The sequence below is a fragment of the Nocardia sp. NPDC055029 genome, from assembly GCF_053608525.1.
This window is the reverse complement of record NZ_JBSGVQ010000015.1, coordinates 39,245-63,016: the sequence shown is the minus strand read 5'-3', so window position 1 is coordinate 63,016 and position 23,772 is coordinate 39,245. Positions and strand designations below refer to the sequence as shown.

Sequence of the window (23,772 nt, the reverse complement as noted above, 5' to 3'; positions counted from 1 at the left end):
CGTCGCCGGGACCTTTCGGCTGGGTGGACCTGGTCAGCTGCCGAGGAAGTCCTCGATCGCAGGCCAGGTGGTGTCGGCGGCGGCCGGGCCGGCGAGCAGGCCGAGGTGGCCGCCGGGGACATCCACGAAGCGGGTTTCGGCGGCGTTCGGCAGGATCTCGAGCCCGCGCCGCACGGCGGTGGCGGGCACCACCATGTCGGTGCGACTACCGACCAACAGCACCCGGCAGGTCACCTTGGCCAGCTCGATCACCAGGTCGGAGCGCACCCGGATCGAGCCGCTCGCGAGCTCGTTACGCACAACCAGGCTGCGATAGATCTGCCAGAACGAGCGGCCGGGATAGCCCGGCATGCTGGACATGAAGCGGTCTGTCGCCTCCATCCGGGCCAGAGCCTCGGTATCCAAGGCGTTGCGGGCCAGGAACATCGGCCGGGCGAGTTCCCGGTCGAAGGCCTGCAACCGGAAACCCAGCTGGACGAACTCTTGCGGGATGCCGCCCATGAGCCGGGTCGCCAGCGCCATCCCCCGGCCCCCGGTGATCCGGCCCGCCAGGCGCAGCGGCTGCAGCAGCGGGGTCCTTGCCTGGTCGATCGGGGTGGCCAGGCCGGCGATCGAGGCGATCGGCAGGTCGGGGTGGGCGGCCGAGGTGAGCAGGGCCATCGCGCCGCCGAGGGACCAGCCGATGATGTCGATCGGCCCGTCGTGCTCGTGCGCGACCCGCAGGATGGCCTCGGGCAGGATGTCGTGGGTCCAGTCCTCGAGCCCGAGATCGCGGTCGGCGTAACCGAATCGGCCGTAGTCGACGACATAGGGCTGCCTGCCCTGGTCGAGCAGGAAGCGCACGAGGCTCTGTCCCGGCCGCAGGTCGAAACAGGCCGGTGTCACGGCCAGCGGCGGCACGAGCAGGACCGGATTCCCGGTCGCCTGCGTCGTGCGGTCGTACCGCTTCAGGTGCCGATGCTTGCCCTCGTAGACGGTCGTCGACGGCGCGGGCCGCGACGACTCGAGCCCACCGCCGAACGACACCGACCACACATTGCGGACCGCACGCTGTGCGTCGGCAACGATCCCCATCACCAACACATTCCCCTTTACCTCACCACGGCTGCCGGACGGCAGTTCCTCACCAGTTCGAGTCGTCAGGCCGCGCGGCGGGCGGCGTCGGCCTGCCCGCTGCGGTAGGACCGGGCCGCGGAGCCGGTCAGCGGCCGCGCGAAGAGCACCTGCGCGGCGGCGCGGACGAGACCGGCCAGGCCGCGGCGGCCCGCCGGCAGACCGAGCACGCTCCACACGGTCTGTGTCTGCGACGGCGTCACGGTCTCGCCGGCGAACCGGTCGGCCAGCCAGTTCAGGCTCAGCGGCGTCGACATCGCGAGCAGCGTGATGTGCTCGCTGAGACGGTCACGCAGGTAGGTGACGTGCGCGCCGTGCCCGCGATAGCGGTCGACCAGCGCGTCGATATCGGCGGTCGCGATGATCTGGTCGTGCACGGCCTGCACAACCAGCAGCGGCACGGCCGGTGCCCTGGTACCCAGCTCGGCGTCGGCGAACAGGGCGGCCATGTCCGCGAGAGCGAGCAGCTCGGCGAGCGGGACGGAGGTGTGCCGGTCGACGTCGTAGCGCGCCAGCCGCAGGACCGCCGCGCCCGTGGTCGAGCGTGCGGCCTTGTCGAGCACGGCCTGACCCGCTTCGTCGACCACGCTCTCGATGACGGCGTCGAACGCGGGATACACCCGGCGCAACGCGGCAACGACCAGGGTCGGCAGCCCGGCGTGCAGGCTGCCGTTGAGCCGGTGGAACGTGGACACCAGGTCACCGACCGGCGAGCCGAGCACCGCACCGGCGATGTCGAGTTCGGGGGCGTAGGCAGGCGCCATCTCGGCGGCCCACGAGGTCGCGAGGCCACCACCGGAGTAGCCCCACAGCCCGATCGGAGCCTGCGGATCGAGACCGAGCGGCTCGAACGCCAGCGCGGCCCGGATTCCGTCGAGGGCGCGATAGCCGGGTTCGCGCGGGGCGCCCCACGCGCCGAGCATGCCCTCGTGATCCGGGATGGAGATGGCCCAGCCCCTGGTCAGCGCGTCGACGAAGCACAGCAGTTCGACGTGGGCGAAGGTGCCGATCGCGCGCGAGCCCTTCTGCAGCGCATAGGACGGGAACCCGCGCGAGGACACGGCGTCGATGGCGCATTGGAACGACAGCAGCGGCGTCTCCGGACCCACGTCCGCGGGCGCGAGCACGGTCGTGACCGAGGCGTCGGGCTTCCCGTCGAGGTCGGTCGTGCGGTACAGCAACTGCCACGCGGTCACCTTCAGCGGGATCCTGCCGAAGGCGGCCAGTTCGACCGGACGCCACCGCAGGACCGTGCCCTCGGCGAGCTGCTCGAATCCGGCCCGCGGTCGATAGAACGGGTCGTTGTCGGGCAGCGTCGCGAAGGCGGGCGCGGGCCAGCTCTCGGTGCGCGAGCGGGCATGGTCGGCAGTCAACGTTGTACTCCAGGGGATGGCACGCGGGTATGCGGGACAGGGAAAACGGGCCGGTCGCGATGACCGGCCCGTCGGGGCGGATCGGTGCCGGTCAGGCGGCTCTGCGGGCGGGCTCGCTGCGATAGCGCGAGGCCGGGCCGTCGATGCCGAGCAGGCGCCAGGTGAGCTTGGCGAGCGGGTTCATCATTCCGGTGCCCTCCACCAGCGCCCGCACATCGGCGAACACGTCACGCTTGGTTGCCTGCGACGCCGGGCTGCCCCAGTAGGCCTCCCGCATCACCTCGTCCGGGATGCCGAACTTCTCCACGAACTGCTTCGGCGGCGTCGCGATCATGTCGAGCATCACGCGCATGGCGATCGGGAAGGCCACCGACAGCACGGTTTTCGTGATCGGGTTCATCGACGGCACGTTCTTGCGCAGGTACTCGTGCGCGAAGGAGATATGCCGCGCTTCCTCGGCCACATGGATCTGCATCACCCGATGCACCATCGGATGCATGTCCACCCCGCCGCGCAGCAGCGACTTCTGCAGGTGATCGATCGGCTCCTCGCCGCCCAGGATCATCGTGAAGAACAGCTCGGGGAAGTACTTCACCGCGGGCCAGATGGCCATCGTCAGCTTGCGGTCGATCGATCCCATGCCGATCACATCGCGGTAGCCGATCCGGTTGATCATCTCCTGGAACATCATCGTGTGGTTGCACTCTTCGGCAGCCTCGTGGGTGACGTAGCGGAACTCCGGATCGCCGTTGGGTACCGAGATCAGATACTGCATCAGCCCACGGATCAGCAGCTGCTCGAAATCCAGGCCGACCTTGGCGATCCCGGCCTGGCGCCACATGCCCATGGCGATCTGCTTCTCGACCGGCTGCGCCTTGTACCAGGGGTGGCGGCCCAGCGGGTCCTCGTCGGGCATGATCCAGCGCGGATCGTCGGAATGCACGGCGAACTCCGGCGAATCCCAGTCGATGTCGACATACGGGTCGAAGTGTTTGGTCACGGATCCCTCGGACAGACTGCGCAGAATCTCGTGGTATCCGGGCTCACCCGGACGCTTGGCGGCGGTGGACAGCGTCATCGATGTCTCCTCAGTAGATGCTGCCTCCAGTTTAGTGATACCGGCAGTACCATACAAGAGTTGGCGCTACTTTGCGTTACACCTACCTTGCCATCTCGCTAGACGAGCGATTTCCCCGCCGCCCGGCGCTTGCGCATATCGACGAGCAGGCGCGGGAACGGCTGATGACGCGCACCCGGCGGCAGCACCGTGAACACGCGCCCGAAACCACGCATGACCAGCTCGAACGCACGCTGCCGACGCGGACTCCAGGCCAATCCGAGGCTGTCACGGAACCGCTGCGGGAGAAATCCGGTGACGAAGAACCGGTTGATCCGCCGCCCGGCGATCCGGATGATCCAGGGCTGCGGCCCGAGGTCAACGACATGCTCGAGCAGATAGCCGCGGACCTCGGCATCGAGGGCGAGCTCATCGAGCATCGAGTCCCAGTAGCGGTCGAACGCCGCCCGGTCGGCGGGCCACAGCTCCGCGGGCATCTGCAGCGTCGTGCCGAACCGCGCCGAGTCCTGATACAGCTCGTCGGCGAAGGTCTCGTCCAGCTCGCCGAACAGCAGCTCGAGACTGTCGCGGGTACCGCGGTAGATGCACGCGGCCACCCACAGCTGCAGGCGTGGATCGAAGGCGTTGTACTTCACCGGCCCACCGGGCCGGTTGCGCACCTGCCGATGCGAGGTCCCGACCGCCTCGCGGAACACGGCCCGGTCCTCGTCGGTGCCGAGCATCGCCACCGCGAGATAGGTCAGCGTCGTCTTGGCGCGCTTGCCCGGATTCGTCGCGTAGCTCCCGGATTCGACCGTGCTCTCCACCACGCCCCGCCCGACCGGAAGCAGGCTCAGCTGCATCACGACATTGGCGGGTCCGCCGAGGATCGCACCGGCGCCGGTGAGGTAGCGATGCCTGCGCTCGGCGTTGTCGTCGACGGGATGCTGCGGCTGCGCTGCCGCGCGGGGCTGTGACACGACCAACCTCCAGGAGAGTGAGAGATTTCCTCATTCAGACTCTCATTCGCCTGGCCACTCACGCAAGGCCATTCGAGAATCGCATGTCACATAGATGGCGTTTTCCCAGTTGGACTACTGTCAGATAGCCGGAATGCAGAGTAACTTACTGCTCGGATCACAACGGAGGGGGCATCCATGACCGAGCAGGCCGGACCACTACTGCGGCGCCACCTCGGCGACCGGCGATTCCTGTTGACACTGCCGCGCGCGGTCGGACTGCAGGTACTGCACCCCGTCATCGCGACCGCGCTGCGCGAGCACGCGCCGAATCGACTGTGGGAACACAAGAAACGCACCGTCTCGCAGATGATCTATCTGGCGCACACGGGCCGGGCGGCGGACTCGGTGATCCGCTTCGCCCACGAGCACGTGAAGGGCGTCGACGACCACGGACACCGCTACCACGCCCTACATCCCGACGTGTTCCTGTTCCAGCACGCCACCTACGTCGAGACGCTGATGACCGCCGCCGACCTGTTCGGCCCCGCGCTCGCCGTGGACGACCGCGACCAGCTCTACCGGGAGACCCGTGCCTGGTACCGGACCTACGGTGTCAGCGATCGGCTGCTCCCCCTGACCCGGCCGGAGTTCACCGAGTACTTCACCGACGCCTGCGCGACCCAGCTGCGAATCAGCCCCGCCGCGCACGAATTCCGCGATCAGGTCCTGCGCCCCGATGCCTGGATCGTCCGGCACCTGCCCGCCGGCGCCGCCCGGGCGATGCAGCATCCACGGGCGCGCACGCTGTTCGGTATCCGGCCCGCGCCGGCCGATACCACCGCACTGCGCGCCGTCGCGCTCACCGCGCGCACCGGATTCACGATCGCGCCCAGGCGAATTCGCTACGTGTCGCAGGCCCGTGCCCGGACCGTGCGATGACCGGGGCCGCAGGGTAGGCCGATCCGGCCGCGCGCGGCGCTCAGCTAGCTGTTCGAATGAGCCACCTATCAAGCCAGCCGGTGAGCCTCCGCGCGTCACCCGAACTTCCGGCCGCCGCGAGATAGCCGTCCGGCCGCACCAGCAGCCACCCGTCCGCCATCTCGTCGGGTAGCGACACCGGCCGCACCGCGAGTATGTCCCGCCATGGGCGATAGGTGTCGGAGATCCGTCCTGCGCCCGGCGTGACGAACAAGGTCAGGGTGGACAGGTCCAGCATGTCGACCAGGCGCGCCCCGTCGAGGCGCAGGTCCGGCATCCGGTCGCCCGCCCGCAGCTGCCCAATCCGTCCGCCGCCCTCGGCAATGGGGCAGCCACGGTATCCCGCGGTGAGCTGTCCCAGTTTCGGCGCCGTCTTGTTCTGGACGGCGGGCCTGCCGAGCAGGACGGGAGCGAACCGAGTCAGGGCTGCGTGCACAAGCGGATTGGTGGAGTTGAACACCCTGGTGGCCCGTTCCGTCATCCGCACCAGATCGTGGATCACCGGCAGCCGGTCGGACTCGTAGGTGTCGAGCAGCTCCGGTCGGGCCTGGCCCTTGACTACCATCGCGAGCTTCCACGACAGATTGATCATGTCCTGTATGCCTGCGTTCATGCCCTGACCGCCCGCAGGCGAGTGCACATGGGCAGCGTCGCCACCGAAGAACACCCGGCCGTCTCGCAGAGTTGTCATGTGGCGGCTGTTGATCCTGAACCGGGAGCTCCAGTTCAGGTTGCACAAGCGGGCGGGGAAGGGCACGGTGCGGTCGTACAGAGACTGGATGTCCTCCAGCGAGGGCTCGGCGGCATCACCGGTGACCCCCTCAGGATCGGTGGCCATGAACCGGAACCGGCCATTGCCCATCGGAAAGACTGCCAGAAATCCCTTGCGCGCCAAGAAGACCGACAGCTGGTCCTCCGGGATGTCACCGGCCAGGCGAAGGTCACCCAATACATAGTTCTGTGCCAGCGACCTACCCTTGAAGGGCAATCCGAGCTGCTTGCGGATCGCGCTGTGGGAGCCGTCGGCAGCGATCAGATACGACGCCGTGGCCGCATCGGTGGTCTCCGCGCCGCTGCCCAGTTGCACATCGACGCAGTCGGTCCGCCGGGACATCGAGACCATCTCGATCCCGCGTTCGACCTCGACCCCCTGCCGGCGAAGCTGCTGAGTCAGCAGTCGTTCGGTCTCCGACTGCGCCAACAGCAGCACGAAATTGAATTCGCTCGGCATCCGGTGCAATTCGATGGCAGCCAGCTTCTTGCCGCCGGAGTACAGCGTGGTTGCACTCGCGCGGTTGCCCAGCCTCAGCATCTCGTCGCCGACACCGCGGCCGCGAAGCAGTTCGATGGTGCGGGCCTGGACGCCGAGTGCGCGGGATGTCAGTGAACGTTCGGGCGCCCGGTCGATGATTCGGACGCCGATACCGAGCCGCGACAGCTCCACGGCGGCGGTGAGTCCGGTCGGTCCGGCTCCGACGATCAGGACAGGCACATCATGGTTCATCTCCCACTCCTCGCCGCTATGTCAACAAGTGGTGACTTAGACGATAGGCGGCGACGCTAGCCATGTCAACAGTCGGTGACTTACGCTCATCGCATGGCATCTCCGCGGGCGCGCAACGCCCAGCAGACACGCGCCGACATTCTGGTGGCGGCTCGACGGCGCTTCGGGTCCGACGGCTACGAACGCACCACCCTGCGCGCGGTCGCCGCCGATGTCGGCATCGACCCAGCCCTGGTCGTGCGGTACTTCGGCAGCAAACAGGATCTCTTCGCCGCCGCGGCCGAGTTCACCCTCGACCTGCCTGACCTGACCAAGATCAAATCCGATGACGTGGCAGAGGCATTGCTGTCCAGATTCTTTGCGGTCTGGGAGGAGGACACCACCTTCGTCGCGTTGTTGCGCGCGGCGATGACCAGTCCGGCGGCCGCCGACACCATGCGGCGTGTTTTCGCCTCGCAGGTGGCGCCGAAGCTGGCTGCCGTCACGCCCGATCACCCCGAACAGCGGGCCGGATTGATGGGCGCGTTCGTCATCGGATTGGCCACGACGCGGTACGTTCTGGCCAACCCCGCCGTGGCGAACCTCGGCCACGACGAACTCGTCCGCTGGGCCGGGCCGGTGATCCGTCAGCTGCTGACTGGTTCGGCGCCGCTGGAACATCCGAGCGCATCGACCAGCGAACACTCGAATGGAAGGAACGAGCATGAAGATCGTCGTCATCGGCGGCACCGGGCTGATCGGCTCGAAGCTCGTCGTTCGGATCGGTGAACACGGCCACGAGGCGGTTCCGGCCGCGCCGAGCACGGGAGTGAACACGCTCACCGGTCAGGGAGTGAAGGAGGTGCTTCAGGATGCGAATGTGGTGGTCGATGTCTCCAATTCGCCGTCGTTCGAGGACGACGATGTCATGGAGTTCTTCCGGACCTCCACCACGAATCTGCTCGACGCCGCCGGCGCGGCTGGGGTCGGGCACTACGTGGCGTTGTCGGTCGTGGGTACCGAGCGATTGCCCGAGTCCGGCTACCTCCGGGCGAAGGTGGCGCAGGAGGAGCTGATCAAGGGTTCGGGGCTGCCGTACTCGATCGTGCGCGCCACGCAGTTCTTCGAATTCGCAGGCAGGATTGCCGACTCCGCGACCGTCTCGGGCACTGTGCGGCTGTCCGGCGCTGCGGTGCAGCCGATGGCTGCCGACGATGTGGCCGCTGCCGTCGGCGAGACCGCGGTGGGCGCCCCGCTGAACGGCACCGTCGAGATCGCGGGACCGGAGGTGTTCGGCCTCGACCAATGGATCGGTACGGTGCTTGCCGCACGCCACGATCCGCGCGAGGTGATCACCGATCCGCGGGCGCGCTACTTCGGGGCGGTGCCGGACCGCGAGCTGCTGCCCAGCGCGGGCGCGAGCCTCGCGCAGACGCGGTTGCCGGAGTGGCTGACCAGTCAGTGACCCGTGCCCGGACCGTGCGGCGACCGGGGCCGCCTGCTCGACGAGCCGGCGGCCCCCTCCCCCTGGCGGGTCAGATGATCGCCTTGTGCTGACGGATCCGGCGCCGCACGTCGGCCATCATCGCGTTGGTGCCGGAGAACCGGATGAACCGCGGGATGAACCGGTTGACGAATCCGACGAAGAGGAACAGATTCTCGAACCGCCGCTGATCCGACGCACTCCACTCGACGCCCATCTGCTCCTGGAAGTGCGGTGGCAAAAATCCCGCCGTCAGGAACCTGAGCAGCCCACCCAGCAGCAGGCGCAGCGACCAGTGGATCATCCGCAGGTGCAGCAGGTCATCGATGTAGGCCCGGAAATCGTCGTCGCACACCACCTCTCGACACGCCTGGACCCAATACGCGTCGAACTCGGCGTGGGTCTTGGGCCACATGTCCGGATGGACCTGCAAGGTGGTGCCGAAAGTGTCCGCGCCCTGATAGAACTGCTCGAGCTCCGCCTCGGTCATCTTGCCGCACAGCAGCTGGTGGGTGTCCTCGTAGCCGATGTAGATCGCCGCCGCCACATACAGCTGCAGGTTGCGGTCGAAGGCGTTGTACTTCAGCTTCGAGTTCGGTCCCGATCGAACCTGGCGGTGGGCGACGTTCACCGCCTCGCGCATTGCCCGCTTCTCCTCGTCGGAGCCGAGCACCGCGACCGCCAGATAGGACGCGGTGGTACGCAACCGTTTCCACGGATGCACCATCAGCGCCCCAGACTCGACGGGGCTCTCCATCACACCCGCCGCGACTCCGCGATGCGCGAACTGCATCGCGACATTCGCCGCCGCGCCCGCGAACGCCCAGAAGTCGAGCGCGTCCGCCAGTTGCGCGGGCCGTTTGCGCGGCGAACGGTGGCTGTCGGGCAGCGGGATCCGCACCTGCGCGAGCGTCAGCGGCGGGTGCGTCGCCGGATCCGGCTCGGACAGGATGCTTGTGCCCGGCCTGGGGACGTGGCCCGGACCCTCGGCCACGTACCTCTCGCTGGTCGGGTCGTCGTAGTCGGGTTCGCCGGACTTGGCTGCCGTGTTCATCGCCGTCACAGCCTTTCGATGATCGTCGCGTTGGCCATGCCGCCCGCCTCGCACATCGTCTGCAACCCGTAGCGACCGCCGGTCTGCTCGAGATGGTTGACCATGGTGGCGAGCAGCCGGGTGCCCGATCCGCCGAGCGGATGGCCGAGCGCGATCGCACCGCCGCGAGGATTCACCCGGTCCGGATCGGCGCCGAGCTCGTGCTGCCACACCAGCGGAACCGGCGCGAACGCCTCGTTGACCTCGAAGGAGTCGATGTCGTCGACCGTGAGCGAGACCCGCTCGAGTGCCTTGCGGGTCGCCGGGACGACCGCGGTCAGCATGAGCGTCGGGTCGTCGCCGGCCACCGCGAACGAATGGAACCGCGCGCGCGGGGTCAGCCCCAGCTTCGCCGCGGCCCGCTCGCTCATGATGAGCGCCGCCGACGCGCCATCGGTCAGCGGCGAGGAGTTGCCCGGGGTCACCGACCAGGAGATCTCCGGAAATCGTTCCAGCGCAGCGGGATCGGTGAACGCCGGACGCAGGTTCGCCAGACTCTCGACGGTGGTGCCGGGCCGGATCGTCTCGTCGGCGTCGAGGACACCGGCGGAGGTCAGCTCCGCGTCGAAACCGCCCGCCGCGGCGGTGGCCGCCGCCAGCCGGTGCGAGCGGGCCGCGAACTCGTCGAGCGTGGTGCGATCCAATTTCCATCGGGCGGACAGGATTTCGGCGGCGATGCCCTGGCCGATCAGACCGGCCGGGTAGCGCACCGCGAGCGGGCCGCGCAGCGCGTCCTTGCCCTGCGCGTTGGAGAACATCGGCGCCCGGCTCATCGACTCCACGCCGCAGGCGATCGCCACGTCGTACGCGCCGGCGAGCACGCCCTGAGCCGCGAAGTGCACGGCCTGCTGGCTGGAGCCGCACTGCCGGTCGACCGTGGTGGCAGGCACGGACTCCGGGAAGTCCGCCGCCAGCACGGCCGTGCGGGTGATGTTGCTCGACTGCTCACCACTCTGGGTGACACACCCGCCGATCACATCGTCGACCAGGGCGGGGTCGATCCCGGTCCGGTCGACCAGTTCGGCCAGCACTCCGGCCAGCAGGGTCGCCGGGTGGACCGACGACAGGCCGCCGCCGGGCTTTCCCCGTCCGGACGGCGTTCGGACAACATCGACGATGACCGCGGACATCATGATCCTCCTGCGCAACCGCCGACCGTCGGCGGCCTCAAGGCCATAAGTTAATCATGATTCCGTCGATTCTTATCGATGTTTCGACTGCTTCATGCGCAGTAGATTGCAATCGGTGGGTCATGTTACTGTCCATTCCGCATCGTTCGACTGGGGTCGGGGACGCGATGCGGAGGTTGCATCGGCGCCGGGCAACGCAGCCGCGGCGCCGATGCGGCCACCGGCCGAGCGGTCGCCGAACCCCGAAAACATAACCGGCGATTTTGCTCACATTTTCCAGAATCCATAGTAACTTAACGATGGCGATCAACGCGGAACACTGTGAACTCTGCGGATAAACAGTGCGTTCACTGGGGGATCCGCCCATAGAGGTACCTGCCAGCGACAGAATGCTTGGCAACATCATCGGACCGTCAGCGACGTCGGCCACCAGCCGTCGATGCCACCGGTCCTGCGGAAAGGAACACCGGTACACCATGTTGCGACGGCTCGACAGGCTACTGAGCTACGAGATGAAGGTCTCCGAGTTCCTCGGCACCCTGATCATCATCGGCATCCCGTACGGACTCGTCGGTGTCGTCTGGACGCTTACCCACACCTCGCACCTGCGCAATCTCCACGGCGTCGATCTGGTCATCTCGTTCCTCGGATCGATCGTCTGCTGGCCGGTGCTCACCTTCGCGAATGTGACGATGACCTGATGATGGCACTGGTCTGGGTCATCGACATCGTGGTGACCGTCGTCAAGATCCTGGGCGGGCGGACACAGGTCAATCCCGTTCTGCGCGTGGGCATGTGGGTCGCGCTGCTGTGCGTCGTCGCCGTCGGCATCGCCGGCGTCGCCGGATTCGTCATCCTCCTCGAACGCTGGCTGAGCACGCTGTAGAGCAGCTGCGAACTCCACGCGCAGCAAGAAAGGACCGGTGCAGCGTGAGCTCCACCCAGCATCCACCGGCGGGCACCGCGCCGCCGGGACCGGCCACCGAACCGTCCGAAATCGGCCGGATCGCCGACAGCGTCTCCGGGCTCTGGCAACGCCACCCCCAGCAATCCGTCGAAACCCTGGGCAGGCAGGTCCTGCTCGGCCGGGCCGCGATCGTACAGCTGTTCCTGTCGATCGTGCAGCGACGCTTCCCGTTCCAGGAGTTCGTCCGCCAGTGCGCCTTCATGGCCAATGTCTCGGCCGTGCCGACCGCGTTCGTCGCGATTCCGGTCGCGGTCGTCGTGTCCATCCAGGTCGGCGCGCTGGTCAACCAAGTCGGCGCCACCACCTTCATCGGTGCCGTCGCCGGGCTCGGCATCATCCGCCAGGGCGCGCCGCTGGTGACCTCGCTGATGATCGCCGGCGCGGTCGGCTCGGCCATCTGCGCCGACCTCGGCTCACGCACGATCCGGGAGGAGATCGACGCCATGAAGGTGATGGGCGTCGATCCGGTACGCAGGCTGGTCGCCCCGCGACTGGCCGCGGCGGTCCTGGTGAGCATGCTGCTGTGCGGGTTCATCGTGTTCGTCGGTTTCGCGACCGCGTACATGTTCAACGTCTACGCCCAGCGCGGCACCCCCGGCTCGTTCATCAGCTCCTTCGCCTCCTTCGCCGTCGCCAACGATCTGCTCGTCGCGCTGGTGAAGGCGGCGATCTTCGGTGTACTCACCGCGATCATCGCCTGCGACACCGGGTTGCACACCAAGGGCGGCCCGGGCGGGGTCGCGAACGCGGTCAACTCGGCGGTCGTCACCTCGGCGCTGATGCTGTTCGCCACCAACATCATCATCACCCAGCTCTATAACACGCTGTTCCCCGCGAAGGTGGTGTGACGTGGCTGCCGAATACATTCCGCCCGCGCTGCGTCCGGTCCGTGCCGTCGGCGCGGCCGCCAAGATCCCGGTCCAGGCGAACCAGCGCATCGGCCACCAGGCCATCGTCTTCTTCCAGGCCCTGATCGCCATCCCGTTCACCCTGCGCCACTACCGCAAGGAGGTCGCGCGTCTGGTCGCCGACGTCGGCTGGGGCAATGGCTCGGTGATCGTCGGCGGGGGCACCGTCGGTGTCGTCGTCGTGCTGTGTGCCTTCGGCGGCATCACGGTCGGCATGGAGTCCTACTCCGCGCTCAACCTGCTGACGATGGGTCCGCTCACCGGCGCGATCTCGGGCTTCGCCACCACCCGCGAGATCGCGCCGATCCTGGCGACGCTGGCCTTCGCGATCCAGTCCGGGTGCCGGTTCACCGCCCAGCTCGGCTCGATGCGGATCTCCGAGGAGATCGACGCGCTGGAATCGATCGCCATCCGGCCGCTGCCCTACCTGGTGACCACCAGGATGATCGCGGCCACCGTCACCATCGTGCCGCTCTACACGATGGGCCTGGCGGTGTCCTACCTCGCCACCAAGCTGTCGGTGCTGGTCCTTGGTGGCACCACCGCGGGCACCTACGACCACTACTTCTTCCAGTTCCTGGTCGGCGGGGACCTGTTCTTCTCGCTGTTCAAGGTGGTGGTGTTCGTCCTGCTCGCCGCCTTCATCCAGTGCTACTACGGTTTCGTCGCCTCCGGCGGCCCCGAAGGTGTCGGGGTCGCGGCCGGCCGGGCCATCAAGATGGTCATCGTCGTGATGGTCTTCACCAATCTGTTTCTCACCCTTGCTATCTGGGGCATCGACCCCGGATTCCGGATTTCGGGATAGGTCGCATGATTCTCGATCCCAGTGGGCGCGGCCCCAGACCCGTCCAGCTCACGCTGGCGGGGCTGGCGGTGATCACCGCGTTCGCGGTCGCGCTGTATCTGCTCGCACTGCGCTACAACGGCGAGTTCGAGGACACCGTGGTGGTCGGTGCCGACCTCACCAGCACCGGCGACGGGCTACCCCAGCGCGCCGACGTCAAATTCCGCGGCATGGTCGTCGGCGCCGTCGCCTCCGTGGAGATGGTCGCCAAAGGCGAACGCCAGCACGCCACCCTCGAATTGAAACCCGGACTGGCCGAGACGATCCCGGACACGGTGACCGCGCGCGTTGTCCCCGACAACATCTTCGGCGTCTCCTCCATCCAGCTCGTCGACAACGGCGGCACCGCCACCGGCTTGCGTGCGGGCGCCACCATCGCGGAGGACACCAGCGAGGCGACGATCCAGCTGCAGTCCACCCTCAACACCCTGCGCGATGTGCTCGACAACATCCAGCCCGAGAAGCTCGGCCGGGTACTGGCCACCCTCTCGGCGGCACTCGACCCGAATTCCCGGGTACCCGGCTCCACTATCGAGCGCCTCGACCAGTGGCTCACCGCGGTGCATCAGATTCCCGAGATCGGCGACCTGCTGGGCAACCTCGGCCGCGCCACCACGGCATTGAGCCAGTCGGCGCCGGAACTGGTCGGCGTGCTGGCGGACTCGGTCACCTCGGCCCGCACCCTCAACGAACACCGGGCCCAGTTGGTGGAGCTGCTGGTACAGGGCAACACCGCGGTCGACTCGGTGAACGCGCTCTTCGCCGCGAACCCCGATTCCGGCAAGGAGCTGGTCGCTGGTCTGGACGGGCTCTTCGGCGGCATCGCCAAGGATCCCGGCGCACTGCAGTCGACGGCGGCCAACCTCAATGCCTCGATCCAGAAACTGCAGCAGACATTCACTTTCGGTCCGCGCAGGCAGATGGCCTGGCGCCTGAATGTCTCGTTCACGCCGTTCCAGCAGTACACCGCGCAGGACTGCCCGCGCTACGGCGAGATGACCGGTCCCCGCTGCGGCGGTCCGACGGTGCCGGAGGTGGCGCCGCCACAGGAATACCCGGACAGCATGATTCCGCGGCGGCTGGAGTCGGCCGGGCCCGCCCCGGTGGTGCCCACCCTGCCGATCCCGGGACTGCCCACGCTGCCCGAGGTCACCGTGCCGACGCTGCCCGGGCTTCCCATGATTCCCGGCCTGCCCGCCATTCCGGGCATCACCGCGCCCGCGGCGGCCGTCGATCCGGCCCCCGCAGGCACGCCCGCGGCGCAGCCGCGCTCACTCACCGGGATCGCCGCGGTGTCCGCGATCGTCGGCGGCGCGCCGAACTTCACCCAGCTGCTGCTGCTCGGGTCGATCCTGGGCAACCTGCCACTCGTCCCCGCTACCGAAGGTGGTGTCCAACAGTGAAATACACCAAGGCAGCAGTCGGTTTCAGCTTGTTCGTCGTGCTCGCCACGGTGCTCACCTACACGATCTGGTCCACCCTGCAACGCACCGTCCCCGGCGACACCGACGACTACTCCGCCGTCTTCACCGATGTGCTCGGCCTGCGGGTCGGCGATGACGTGCGGATGGCCGGTGTCCGGGTGGGCCGGGTCGAGGCGATCGACTTCGACGACAACTACACCGCCAGGGTCGATTTCCGGATCCAGTCACGCCAGCACCTCACCGACACCACCAAAGCGCTGGTGCGGTATCAGAATCTGATCGGCCAACGCTACATCGCGCTGGCGCCCGGCGCCGAAGCGGGCGCGACGGTGCCGACCGGCTACCAGATTCCGCTGGCGAACACCGAACCGTCCTTCGACGTCTCGGCCCTGCTGTCGGGCTTCGAACCGCTGTTCAGTGTGTTGCAGCCCGATCAGATCAATTCGCTGTCCGAGACGCTGATCCAGGCGTTGCAGGGCAACGAGGTGTCGCTGTCGGCGCTGATCACCCAGGCCGCCGAGCTGGCCGGTACCTTCGGGGCGCGCGATCAGATCCTCGGCGACGTGCTCACCAATCTCAGCAGTGTGCTGGCCGGTCTGGCCAACCGCAGCGACGAGCTGGAAACCCTGATCACCCAGACCCGCAGCCTGATGGACGGCTTCTACGCCGAGGGCGAGTCGCTCAAGAGCTCGGTCGAACGGGTGTCCGGGGCGACGAACTCGCTGGTCTCGCTCATCGGGCAGGTTCAGCCCGGCGTGGCCGAGGCCCAGCGCAACGCGACCACCGGGGTGATGATGCTGCTCTACAACGGCGCCGCCCTCGATCGCGGCGCGGTCGAACTTCCCGACTTCCTCAACGGTGTCGCCCGATTCACCGGCTATGGCGCCTACGGCAACGCCTACTTCTGTGGTCTCGACGTCTCCCTGTGGGGCGTCCTGCTCCCCGAAGGCCTGTTCTCGCAGGTCGGCGGCAATGCGCATTCGGGGGTGTGCCGATGATCCGGCCACGTATACCAGGATTCCCGCGTGGCAATCGCCAGCTGCGGCTCGGCCTGATCGCCGCGTCCACCGTGGTGCTGTTGCTGGGCGGGTCGAGCGTGCTGTCCCGGATCCAGCTGGGTGACAAGACCGTTCACGCCGAATTCGCCCAGGCGGCGGGCCTGCGGCCCGGCGCGACCGTGGACATCTCCGGGATCGAGGTGGGCGAGGTTCAGGAGGTGAAGCTGGTCGACGACAAGGTCGATGTGGCCCTGCGCATCCGCGACGACATCCGTCTCGGCCCCAACGCCCAGGCATCGATCGAGATGTCGACCATTCTCGGCCGATTGCACGTCGACCTGCACCCGGGCGATGGAAAGGGACTGCCGGACAACCGTATTCGGATCGAGAACACCACGGTCCCCTACAACCTGAGCAAGGTCATCCGGGACCCGCAGTACAGTTCCTCGTTCGAGCGGATCGAACGCATCGACCCCCAGAAACTGCGCACCGCTCTCGATGTCCTCACCCAGCAGCTGGGCGACTCCCCCGCCATGGCGGTCCAGGCGCTCGACAGCATCGGCGCGCTGGCCCAGGTGATCAACAGCAGGCGCGACGAGGTCGACACCTTGTTGAAGAGCATGGATCAGGTCTCGCAACTGGTTTCCGACAACCGCAACAGCGTGCTCGTGCTGCTGACCAGGGGCGAGGCGATCGGCGCCGCGGTGCAGCAACGGCAGACCCTGCTCACCCAACTGCTCGACAACGTCGCGGCGATGTCGGCCTTGCTGCAGGAGATGGGCATCGAGAACAACGGTGAGCTCGCCCCGCTGATCCAGAACCTGAACACCATGGCCGACGGCCTGACCAAGAACAAGGAGAACCTGGACCGGATCTATGAGATCGCCCCGGTGACCTTGCGCCAGTTCAACAACGTGCTGGGCAACGGACCCTATGGCGATATCTGGGCGCCGTGGCTCTTTCCGGACAACTGGCTGTGCTTCGCGCAGGCCGTGCAGGGGTGCAACTGATGACTTTCACTCGCAGAAACAAGCTCGCGGCGGTGTGCCTGGCCGCCGCGCTGGTATCGGGCTGCTCGCTGCTGCCCGACAGTGTGACCCGATTCGGCGATCAGGTGCTGAGCGAGCGCAAGCGGATCAGCGCCGACTTCGAGAACGTGGCAGGCCTGTACGCGGGCAACGAAGTAGCCGTGCTCGGGGTACCGGTCGGCGTGGTCGATTCGGTGACCCCGCGCGGCAGCTACGTCGAGGTGGTGATGTCGGTCGACCGCGAGGTGCGAATTCCCGCGGACGCGATGGCGGCGCTGGTGTCACCGCAGTTGATCACCAATCGGCACGTCGAGCTGGCACCGGCCTACACCGGGTCGGGTCCCGAACTCGCCGACGGCGCGCATCTGCCGCTGACCCGCACCAGGACACCGGTCGAACTCGACCGGATCCTGGCGAATTTCGATCAGCTGGGCGAGGCGCTGAAGGGCGACAACCAGACCGGGCCGATGGCCAGCCGGGTGCTGTACCCGCTGCTCGACGGCAACGGTGACCGGCTGCGCGAGACCCTCGACGAACTCTCGGCGGCCTTCGAGCTCACCTTCGCCAACAAGGATCAGATCTCCAACACCATCGTGAAGCTCGGCGAGATCACCCAGATCATCGCCGAGAACGATCAGACCGTTCGCGATTTCAGCGGCCGCCTCACCGAGCTGATCGCCCTGTTCGGTCAGCAGTCCCCCGGTCTGCAGGCGGTGCTGGCCCAGCTCGACGACTTCATCACCAACACCTCCTCGGTGGTCGGTCAGAACGAGGACCAGCTGGCGGGCGCGGTGACCAAGTTCGTCGCGATCGCGGCCCAGATGCGCGCCAACGCACGCAATCTCACCGAGGTCATCGACGTCGGTCCGCTGATGTTCCAGAACTTCGACAATGCCATCAGCCGCGAACACCAGGCCCTGCGCCTGCACGGTCTGCTCGACAAGGTGATCCTCGACGGCGAGGCGCTGTCGCTGTTCTGCGAGCGGGTCCAGATGCGTCTGGACGGTTGCCGAACCGGCAAGATCTCCGACCTGGGCCCCGACTTCGGGTTGACCGCCGCGCTGCTGGGACTGACGAAATGAACCTGCGCTCCACCACCGCGGCGGTCCTGTGCACCGTCGCCGTGGCCTCCACCAGTGCGTGCGGCCTGACCGTGGCCGAGCTGCCGATGCCCGAGCCCGGCATCGGCGGGCCCGGCTACACCGTGCACGCCACCTTCCGCGACGCGCTCAACCTGCCCGATCGCGCGCATGTGAAGATCGGCGGAACCGATATCGGTGTGGTCACCGGGATTTCGACCACCTCGTTCCTGGCCGATGTCGAAATGCTGATCCGCGAGGACATCCAGTTGCCCGCGGGCACCACCGTCGAACTGCGCCAGGCGACCCCGCTGGGCGACATCTTCGTCGCCATGACACTGCCCAGCGCCGACCAGGCCGGACCGCCGTTGCGCGAGGGCGCGACCATCGGCACCGAGCACACTGCCTCGGCGGCCTCGGTCGAGCAGCTGATGATGTCGATCTCGATGCTCATCAACGGCGGCGGGCTCAACCAGGCGGCAAGGGCCACCGCCGAACTCAACTCCATCTTCGCAGGCAAGGCCCCGCAGTTGCAGCATCTGATCGGCGAGATGACCGCGGTCATCGCCGCGCTCAACGCGCGCACCGGCGATCTGGACGCCACCCTGTCCGGACTGTCGGTGCTGACCGGCGAACTGGCCAGGCGCAAAACCGAACTCGGCGCCGCCGCCGACAGCTTCCCGCAGTTGATCGGGTTGTTCGCCGAGAACAATCAGGCCATCGTCGACCTGATCGACAAGCTGGCGGTGACCACCGACGCGCTCGGCGATTTCAGCACCTCCAACGGAGCGCAATTCGTGAGCCTCTTCCAGAGCGTGCAGAACCTGATGTCGGGGTTCTCCCAGATGGGCGACGATCTCACCGGCACGCTCGAGGGATTCCATCAGATGTATCCGCACGTGATGGACAGCCTGCGCGGCCCGAACCTGGCCGTCGGCGGAACCCTGTCCTACCTCGACATCGGCGCACTGAGCGATCCGATCGGCAGCCGCTGGCCGGAGACCGGTGACGTGCCGATGTTCCTCGGCAGCATCGCCGAGGTGATCGCCAAGGTCACCGGTCGGCTCAACAGCACGCCACGACCCCCGGCGCAGGAGGGACCCCGATGAATTCACCGTTGTGGCAATGGCTGGTGCGCCGCCGCGTCGCGGTCGCCAATCTCGGCCTGATCGTGGTGCTCGTGCTGGGCAGCCTGTATCTGGGCGGTGCGGTGCTGCGGATCGACCCGACCAGGTCCGATTTCGCGGTCACCGTGCACCTGGCGACCTCCGGCGGGCTCACCGTCGGCAGCGATGTGACCTTCCGCGGCGTCCGGGTCGGCCGGGTCGAGGACGTGCGGGTCGCCGGTGACGGGATCGCCGCGGTCGCCGAGATCTCCGACGACGTCCGGATTCCGGTCGGCGGCACGGTGGCGGTCGCCCGGTTGTCCGCGGCAGGCGAGCAGTACCTGGATTTCCGGCCCGTGTCCGAATCCGGTCCCTTCCTGCGCGACGGCGCGGTGATCGACCGTGCCTCGACGGCGGTGCCGGTGCAGATGCAGTCGGTGCTCGGCAATCTGGGCGGCCTGGTCGGCGGTATGAATCCCGAACGGCTCACCGTGATCGTCGACGAACTCGACAAGGCGCTGGCAGGCGGGCCCGACGGCTTGCGCAACATGATCTCCGGGATCAGCAGGGCGATGGCCGGACTCACCGACCTGCTCCCCCAGACCGAGCACCTGCTGCGCAACCTCGAGGTCATCGCCGCCACGACCGCGCACGCGCAACCGGACCTCGGCACCGTCACCCAGGCGGGGAGCGCCCTGTTCCAGCAGTTCACCGCCGCCGACGCCGAACTGCGCCATCTGCTCGAGCAGGGTCCGGGACAGCTCGCCACCCTCGGCGGTTTCATCTCGCGCACCCAGAACCCGATCACCGATCTGGTGACCAACTTGGTGGCCATCACCCGGGCGGCCAAGCTACGCCAGCCCGCCATCGAGGTGCTGTTCCCCTCGCTGAGCCGTTTCGCGGAAGCAGTCGGCGTCCCCGCCCATCACAACGCGTACTACACCCTCGTCGATCCGTGGCCGCGCCCGACGTGTGACTACGAGACCGTCCCGACCGTGCCGACCACCCCCACTACCGACACCAGGGTGCGGCTCTACAACTACTGCGTCACCGACAATCCCGCCCTGCAGATCCGCGGTTCGGCCAACGCGCCGCGACCGGCGGGCCCTGACAACGGAGCGGGCCCGCCGCCCGGCGTGACCGGCAACGAACTGTCCCAGCCCGCGGTGCCAGCACCCCGTTAGGAGTCCCGATGAGCAACGACGAAAACACCTCGACCACAAGGGCATCCGAAGTCGACGAGCCCGCTGCGGCGGTGCCCACGATCGAGCAGAAGACGACCGAGCCCGGCAGGTGGTGGGAGATCGACCGGAAAACGCTCGGCCTGCGCGGCGCCGCGGCGGTCGTGCTCGGCGCATCGGTGGCGACCTCGCTGGTGCTGTTCCTGGAGAACAAGGACAGCAAAGATCTCCTCGCCGCTCAGCAGCGGGCCCGCGAGGCCGCCTGCCACTATGGCCCGATTCTGGCCGACTACGACAGCAAGAGCCTCGACACCTACTTCAAGGCCGTTCTCGATGGGGCGACCGGTGACTGGAAAAAGCAGTTCGAGTCGACCAGCACCGAACTGCGCGATGCCCTCACGCAGGGAGAAGTCGTCTCCAAGACCACCGACACCCAGTGCGCACTGCGCACCGGCGACGAGACCTCCGCCGAGGCGATCGTGGTGATCGGAACGACCATCTCGAGCCTCGGCACCGAGCACAAGGCCAAGCCCGGCCAGTTGTCGATGGTGCTCAGCCTGCGCAACGACGACGGCCGGTGGCTGGTCGAGAAAGTGAATTCCCCGCTGACGACGGCGCCCGCGCAGTGACCGAACCCGGCGCGCTATCCCCCCGGCACACCGGCCGCTCCCCGCGCGCGGCGAAGGCCAGGACGGCGGGCAAGCACGCCGACGAACCGGCCGCGGATTCCGCGGCGCGCGCGGTCCGGCGCAGGCCGAAGAACCGGCGGGCGCAGATCGCCGCGGAATCGGCGGCCGCGTTCGGCGCACACGGCTATCACGGCGTGAGCATGGACGACATCGCCCGGCGTCTCGACATCAGTTCGACCGCGCTGTACCGGCACTTTCCGAGCAAGTACGCGCTGTTCCGCGCCGAACTGCTGCGCCTGTCCGGACTCGCCCTGCGAGCCGTCGAACTGCCCGAGGACGCGGCGGGCTGGTCTCCGCGGCAGCGCCTGGACCATGTGCTGGGCGCCATCGTCGCCGCGACCATCGCCAACCGGCCCACCGCAGCGCTGGCTCGCTGGGAACGCCGCTACCTCGAACCCGACGACCATCAGGAGTTCAGCGACCAGTTCGCCGCGGCGATCGCGAGCCTGCGGGCACGCATCGGCGAGGTCAGGCCCGAGTTGGACGGCCACGATCGCGCGGCGCGGGCGGTGTCGATCTTCGCCGTGATCAGCAGCATCGGCGATCACCATGCGACCGTCCCCGCGAAAGCTCTTGCCGCGCTGCTCCGTTCGACGAGCTGGACGCTGGTCGACGCCGATCTGACCGATCGGCACGCCAGTGCGGCGGCCCACCGGAGCACAGGGCGGGCTCAGCCCTTCAAGCACGAACTGGTGCTGCACAAGGCGGTCGAGCTGTTCCACGAGCGCGGGTATCCGAACGTCAGTGTGGAGGACATCGCCGCGGCCGCCGAGCTGTCCTCCGCGTCGGCGGTCTACCGCTACCACCGCAGCAAGAGCGATCTGCTGGTGGCGGCCTTCCGACGGGCGGCGGACAGGGTCTCCGCGGCGATCAGGCCCGCGACAGCCGCCGCCAACACCCCGGCCGGGGCACTGGGCACGCTGATCGGCCTGTATGTGTCCGGCTCGTTCGCCGAACGCGCGCTGACCTTCGTCTACTACGCCGAGTTCCGCCATGTGGAGCAGACGGATCAGGTGACCCTGCGCCACCTCCAGCAGTTGATCGTCACCGAGTGGGCGCGGCTGGTGGTCGGGGCCAGGCCGGAACTGTCGATCAGCGAGGCGCGAGTCCTGGTGCACGCCGCGTTCAGCCTGGTCGTCGATCTGGGACGCACCTTCGGCGACGACGGAATCTGCCCGCAGGACACCGTGATTCAACTTCTCGAGACCATCATCCTCGGTCGGCCGCTGTCGCGATAGGCGCCACCCGGTGCCCGGTGCGCGGCGTCCGGACCTGCACATCGAATCCGGACGCCGCGACTACTCGATCGCCCGTCCGCCGCGGCAGTGAGTTCGCCGGGCTGCCGCGTGGGCGCGCGAGGGAGGCACGACGCGCGATCGCTGTGCGGCGTGGGGTAAATACGCCGCCCACGTCGTCGTCGGGCACTTCGAACGGTACCGGATTGGATGAGAATTATCATCCACTTATCTTGATTGTCAGATCACTTGTATTGCGTGAATATCGCCGATTAGCATGCCATTTCGCCAGAACCATCAGTAACATAATTCTCGGGGTATCGGAACCCAGCCCCGGCGCGCACACGCCGGAGCGTCCGGGCAGACGACTGGACAAGACAACAGAAGGTGGCATCACCATGCGCCCCACCCCTCTCGCCGCGACCACGATCCTCGCGGCAGGTCTGCTCGTCTCCGGTTCGGCGCGTGTCACCGCACCGGCGGCGCGCGAATTGCCCACTCCGCCTGTCGCTGTCGCGTCGATGCCTGCGGAGTCGACGGTCGTCGGTCTGCTGGCGCCCACTCCGCCCGTCCCGCGCAAGCTGCGCACAGCGGCGCCGCCGATCGATCCGACGCCGCCCGTCGCGGTCACTCCGGTCGCTGCCACGGGCGGGCTCGGGATCCCCGAGACGGTCCTTGCCGCCTACCGCAATGCCGAACTGTCCCTGCAACTCTCGGCGCCAGGATGCGGTGTGAGCTGGCATCTGCTTGCCGGGATCGGCAAGATCGAGTCCGACCACGCCGACCGGGGAAACACCGACGCCGCGGGCACGACGATGCGGCCGATCTTCGGGCCCGCGCTCGACGGCACGCTGCCGGGCAACGAGGTGATCCCCGCCGCCGAGGGTGGATTCGTGCGCGCGGTCGGCCCGATGCAATTCCTGCCGAGCACCTGGAGCCGATACGCCACCGACGGAAACGGCGACGGCACGGCCGACCCGCACAATGTCTTCGACGCCAGCCTGGCCGCGGCCCGCTACCTGTGCGCCGACGGGACCGATCTGCGCGATCCCGCCGCGCGGCAGCGTGCGGTACTCCGCTACAACTATTCAGCGAGTTACGCCGCCGACGTACTCGGCTGGTCGGAGCGTTACCGCACGGGCGGGTCCCCGGTCCACGTCGACCTCGTCGCCGTGCCGTCCGCCCCCACCCTGCCCCTGGACGACACCGCACCCGAAACTCCCTCCCCCGCAGTCGAAGCCCCCCTGACGCTCGAACCCATGGCACCGGCCCCGACTCCATCGCCCGAGCCGGTGATCCTGGTGTCGCTGCCGGTGATCGGCGCCATCGAGTGCGGAATCCTGTGCGGTGACCAGCCGACGGGAACGCAGCGGCCACCGACCGAACCCGACCCGACACCCGGCCCGCAGATCACGCTGCCGCTGGGCGTCAGCATTCCCCTGCCGATGCCACAGGGCTGACCGGACACTGTGATGCGCACGACGCGTTCGCCCCGACCGGCTGCCAGAGCTGGTACCACGAGGCCGACGACCTGCCGACGGTACGGCCCTGGAGCCCTGCCGCACACCGCCGACTGATGCGACGGGCACCGAACGACGCGGACTACCTGTTCGACGGTGCGCGACACCACCAGGCGCACGG

At 67.8% G+C, this 23,772-nt stretch carries 22 protein-coding genes and 1 pseudogene; 16 read left to right on the top strand and 7 right to left on the bottom strand.

Annotated elements, in window-relative coordinates:
* Positions 1 to 33: 33 nt before the first annotated feature.
* The 4 genes from ACWF9G_RS15810 to ACWF9G_RS15795 form a co-directional block, all read right to left on the bottom strand.
* Positions 34 to 1,074, bottom strand: coding sequence for an alpha/beta fold hydrolase (locus ACWF9G_RS15810; RefSeq protein WP_452516021.1), 1,041 nt, complete (start codon positions 1,072 to 1,074; stop codon positions 34 to 36).
* A gap of 65 nt (positions 1,075 to 1,139) precedes the next feature.
* Entirely contained in the window at positions 1,140 to 2,486 is a 1,347-nt protein-coding gene (locus ACWF9G_RS15805) for a lipase family protein (RefSeq protein ID WP_452516020.1), read from the bottom strand.
* 91 nt (positions 2,487 to 2,577) lie between these two features.
* A complete protein-coding gene (locus tag ACWF9G_RS15800; protein WP_452516019.1) occupies positions 2,578 to 3,564 on the bottom strand; it encodes an AurF N-oxygenase family protein in 987 nt (328 codons plus the stop codon).
* 98 nt (positions 3,565 to 3,662) lie between these two features.
* Complete coding sequence (locus tag ACWF9G_RS15795; protein ID WP_452516017.1) at positions 3,663 to 4,523, bottom strand: oxygenase MpaB family protein; 861 nt, start codon at positions 4,521 to 4,523, stop codon at positions 3,663 to 3,665.
* Between the two features lie 177 nt (positions 4,524 to 4,700).
* Here ACWF9G_RS15795 and ACWF9G_RS15790 point away from each other — a divergent pair, with 177 nt between their 5' ends.
* Positions 4,701 to 5,444 (top strand): oxygenase MpaB family protein, encoded by a 744-nt coding sequence (locus ACWF9G_RS15790; protein WP_452516016.1) that lies wholly within the window; start codon positions 4,701 to 4,703, stop codon positions 5,442 to 5,444.
* 40 nt (positions 5,445 to 5,484) lie between these two features.
* On the opposite strand, the gene ACWF9G_RS15785 is transcribed toward ACWF9G_RS15790, so the two are convergent.
* On the bottom strand, positions 5,485 to 6,987 hold the full coding sequence (locus tag ACWF9G_RS15785) for an FAD-dependent monooxygenase (RefSeq protein WP_452516015.1): 1,503 nt from the start codon (positions 6,985 to 6,987) through the stop codon (positions 5,485 to 5,487).
* A gap of 93 nt (positions 6,988 to 7,080) precedes the next feature.
* Here ACWF9G_RS15785 and ACWF9G_RS15780 point away from each other — a divergent pair.
* Both ACWF9G_RS15780 and ACWF9G_RS15775 read left to right on the top strand, forming a co-directional pair.
* A pseudogene (locus tag ACWF9G_RS15780) lies at positions 7,081 to 7,626 on the top strand (TetR/AcrR family transcriptional regulator); the annotation flags it as partial.
* Positions 7,627 to 7,690: 64 nt separating this feature from the next.
* Positions 7,691 to 8,431, top strand: coding sequence for an SDR family oxidoreductase (locus ACWF9G_RS15775; protein WP_452516014.1), 741 nt, complete (start codon positions 7,691 to 7,693; stop codon positions 8,429 to 8,431).
* Between the two features lie 70 nt (positions 8,432 to 8,501).
* On the opposite strand, the gene ACWF9G_RS15770 is transcribed toward ACWF9G_RS15775, so the two are convergent.
* On the bottom strand, positions 8,502 to 9,503 hold the full coding sequence (locus ACWF9G_RS15770) for an oxygenase MpaB family protein (RefSeq protein WP_452516013.1): 1,002 nt from the start codon (positions 9,501 to 9,503) through the stop codon (positions 8,502 to 8,504).
* A 5-nt stretch (positions 9,504 to 9,508) separates the two neighbouring features.
* Complete coding sequence (locus tag ACWF9G_RS15765; protein WP_452516011.1) at positions 9,509 to 10,675, bottom strand: thiolase family protein; 1,167 nt, start codon at positions 10,673 to 10,675, stop codon at positions 9,509 to 9,511.
* A gap of 473 nt (positions 10,676 to 11,148) precedes the next feature.
* Between ACWF9G_RS15765 and ACWF9G_RS15760 the strand changes: the two genes are divergently transcribed.
* The 13 genes from ACWF9G_RS15760 (at position 11,149) to ACWF9G_RS15700 (ending at position 23,591) form a co-directional block, all read left to right on the top strand.
* Entirely contained in the window at positions 11,149 to 11,373 is a 225-nt protein-coding gene (locus tag ACWF9G_RS15760) for a hypothetical protein (protein WP_379309072.1), read from the top strand.
* A complete protein-coding gene (locus ACWF9G_RS15755; RefSeq protein ID WP_189033405.1) occupies positions 11,373 to 11,558 on the top strand; it encodes a hypothetical protein in 186 nt (61 codons plus the stop codon). Before ACWF9G_RS15760 ends, ACWF9G_RS15755 begins: the two co-directional genes overlap by 1 nt.
* 44 nt (positions 11,559 to 11,602) lie before the next feature.
* Complete coding sequence (locus ACWF9G_RS15750) at positions 11,603 to 12,487, top strand: MlaE family ABC transporter permease (protein WP_379309073.1); 885 nt, start codon at positions 11,603 to 11,605, stop codon at positions 12,485 to 12,487.
* Position 12,488: 1 nt separating this feature from the next.
* Complete coding sequence (locus ACWF9G_RS15745; protein WP_379309074.1) at positions 12,489 to 13,352, top strand: ABC transporter permease; 864 nt, start codon at positions 12,489 to 12,491, stop codon at positions 13,350 to 13,352.
* A 5-nt stretch (positions 13,353 to 13,357) separates the two neighbouring features.
* Positions 13,358 to 14,794, top strand: coding sequence for an MCE family protein (locus ACWF9G_RS15740; protein ID WP_452516009.1), 1,437 nt, complete (start codon positions 13,358 to 13,360; stop codon positions 14,792 to 14,794).
* Positions 14,791 to 15,813 carry an MCE family protein gene (locus ACWF9G_RS15735; protein WP_452516007.1) on the top strand — a complete coding sequence of 341 codons (1,023 nt, stop codon included), beginning with the start codon at positions 14,791 to 14,793 and terminating at the stop codon, positions 15,811 to 15,813. Before ACWF9G_RS15740 ends, ACWF9G_RS15735 begins: the two co-directional genes overlap by 4 nt.
* A complete protein-coding gene (locus ACWF9G_RS15730) occupies positions 15,810 to 16,823 on the top strand; it encodes an MCE family protein (protein ID WP_452516005.1) in 1,014 nt (337 codons plus the stop codon). Before ACWF9G_RS15735 ends, ACWF9G_RS15730 begins: the two co-directional genes overlap by 4 nt.
* Complete coding sequence (locus tag ACWF9G_RS15725; RefSeq protein ID WP_452516003.1) at positions 16,823 to 17,923, top strand: MCE family protein; 1,101 nt, start codon at positions 16,823 to 16,825, stop codon at positions 17,921 to 17,923. Before ACWF9G_RS15730 ends, ACWF9G_RS15725 begins: the two co-directional genes overlap by 1 nt.
* Positions 17,920 to 19,029: an MCE family protein gene (locus tag ACWF9G_RS15720; RefSeq protein ID WP_452516001.1), complete on the top strand. Its 1,110-nt coding sequence runs from the start codon at positions 17,920 to 17,922 to the stop codon at positions 19,027 to 19,029. Before ACWF9G_RS15725 ends, ACWF9G_RS15720 begins: the two co-directional genes overlap by 4 nt.
* A complete protein-coding gene (locus ACWF9G_RS15715) occupies positions 19,026 to 20,210 on the top strand; it encodes an MCE family protein (protein WP_379309080.1) in 1,185 nt (394 codons plus the stop codon). The genes ACWF9G_RS15720 and ACWF9G_RS15715 overlap by 4 nt, the downstream gene beginning before the upstream one ends.
* An 8-nt stretch (positions 20,211 to 20,218) precedes the next feature.
* Entirely contained in the window at positions 20,219 to 20,836 is a 618-nt protein-coding gene (locus ACWF9G_RS15710) for a hypothetical protein (protein WP_379309081.1), read from the top strand.
* The gene (locus tag ACWF9G_RS15705) at positions 20,833 to 22,134 is read left to right on the top strand and encodes a TetR/AcrR family transcriptional regulator (RefSeq protein ID WP_452516000.1); all 1,302 of its coding nucleotides are present in this window, start codon (positions 20,833 to 20,835) and stop codon (positions 22,132 to 22,134) included. The genes ACWF9G_RS15710 and ACWF9G_RS15705 overlap by 4 nt, the downstream gene beginning before the upstream one ends.
* A gap of 395 nt (positions 22,135 to 22,529) precedes the next feature.
* The gene (locus ACWF9G_RS15700) at positions 22,530 to 23,591 is read left to right on the top strand and encodes a lytic murein transglycosylase (protein ID WP_452515999.1); all 1,062 of its coding nucleotides are present in this window, start codon (positions 22,530 to 22,532) and stop codon (positions 23,589 to 23,591) included.
* Positions 23,592 to 23,772: the final 181 nt, after the last annotated feature.

Excerpts from the sequence above, each read along its gene's own strand:
- ACWF9G_RS15810 (WP_452516021.1), bottom strand. The coding sequence starts at position 1,074 with ATGGGGATCGTTGCCGACGCACAGCGTGCGGTCCGCAATGTGTGGTCG.
- ACWF9G_RS15800 (WP_452516019.1), bottom strand. The coding sequence starts at position 3,564 with ATGACGCTGTCCACCGCCGCCAAGCGTCCGGGTGAGCCCGGATACCAC.
- ACWF9G_RS15790 (WP_452516016.1), top strand. The coding sequence starts at position 4,701 with ATGACCGAGCAGGCCGGACCACTACTGCGGCGCCACCTCGGCGACCGG.
- ACWF9G_RS15785 (WP_452516015.1), bottom strand. The coding sequence starts at position 6,987 with ATGAACCATGATGTGCCTGTCCTGATCGTCGGAGCCGGACCGACCGGA.
- ACWF9G_RS15775 (WP_452516014.1), top strand. The coding sequence starts at position 7,691 with ATGAAGATCGTCGTCATCGGCGGCACCGGGCTGATCGGCTCGAAGCTC.
- ACWF9G_RS15770 (WP_452516013.1), bottom strand. The coding sequence starts at position 9,503 with ATGAACACGGCAGCCAAGTCCGGCGAACCCGACTACGACGACCCGACC.
- ACWF9G_RS15765 (WP_452516011.1), bottom strand. The coding sequence starts at position 10,675 with ATGATGTCCGCGGTCATCGTCGATGTTGTCCGAACGCCGTCCGGACGG.
- ACWF9G_RS15760 (WP_379309072.1), top strand. The coding sequence starts at position 11,149 with ATGTTGCGACGGCTCGACAGGCTACTGAGCTACGAGATGAAGGTCTCC.
- ACWF9G_RS15755 (WP_189033405.1), top strand. The coding sequence starts at position 11,373 with ATGATGGCACTGGTCTGGGTCATCGACATCGTGGTGACCGTCGTCAAG.
- ACWF9G_RS15740 (WP_452516009.1), top strand. The coding sequence starts at position 13,358 with ATGATTCTCGATCCCAGTGGGCGCGGCCCCAGACCCGTCCAGCTCACG.
- ACWF9G_RS15730 (WP_452516005.1), top strand. The coding sequence starts at position 15,810 with ATGATCCGGCCACGTATACCAGGATTCCCGCGTGGCAATCGCCAGCTG.
- ACWF9G_RS15725 (WP_452516003.1), top strand. The coding sequence starts at position 16,823 with ATGACTTTCACTCGCAGAAACAAGCTCGCGGCGGTGTGCCTGGCCGCC.
- ACWF9G_RS15720 (WP_452516001.1), top strand. The coding sequence starts at position 17,920 with ATGAACCTGCGCTCCACCACCGCGGCGGTCCTGTGCACCGTCGCCGTG.
- ACWF9G_RS15715 (WP_379309080.1), top strand. The coding sequence starts at position 19,026 with ATGAATTCACCGTTGTGGCAATGGCTGGTGCGCCGCCGCGTCGCGGTC.
- ACWF9G_RS15710 (WP_379309081.1), top strand. The coding sequence starts at position 20,219 with ATGAGCAACGACGAAAACACCTCGACCACAAGGGCATCCGAAGTCGAC.
- ACWF9G_RS15700 (WP_452515999.1), top strand. The coding sequence starts at position 22,530 with ATGCGCCCCACCCCTCTCGCCGCGACCACGATCCTCGCGGCAGGTCTG.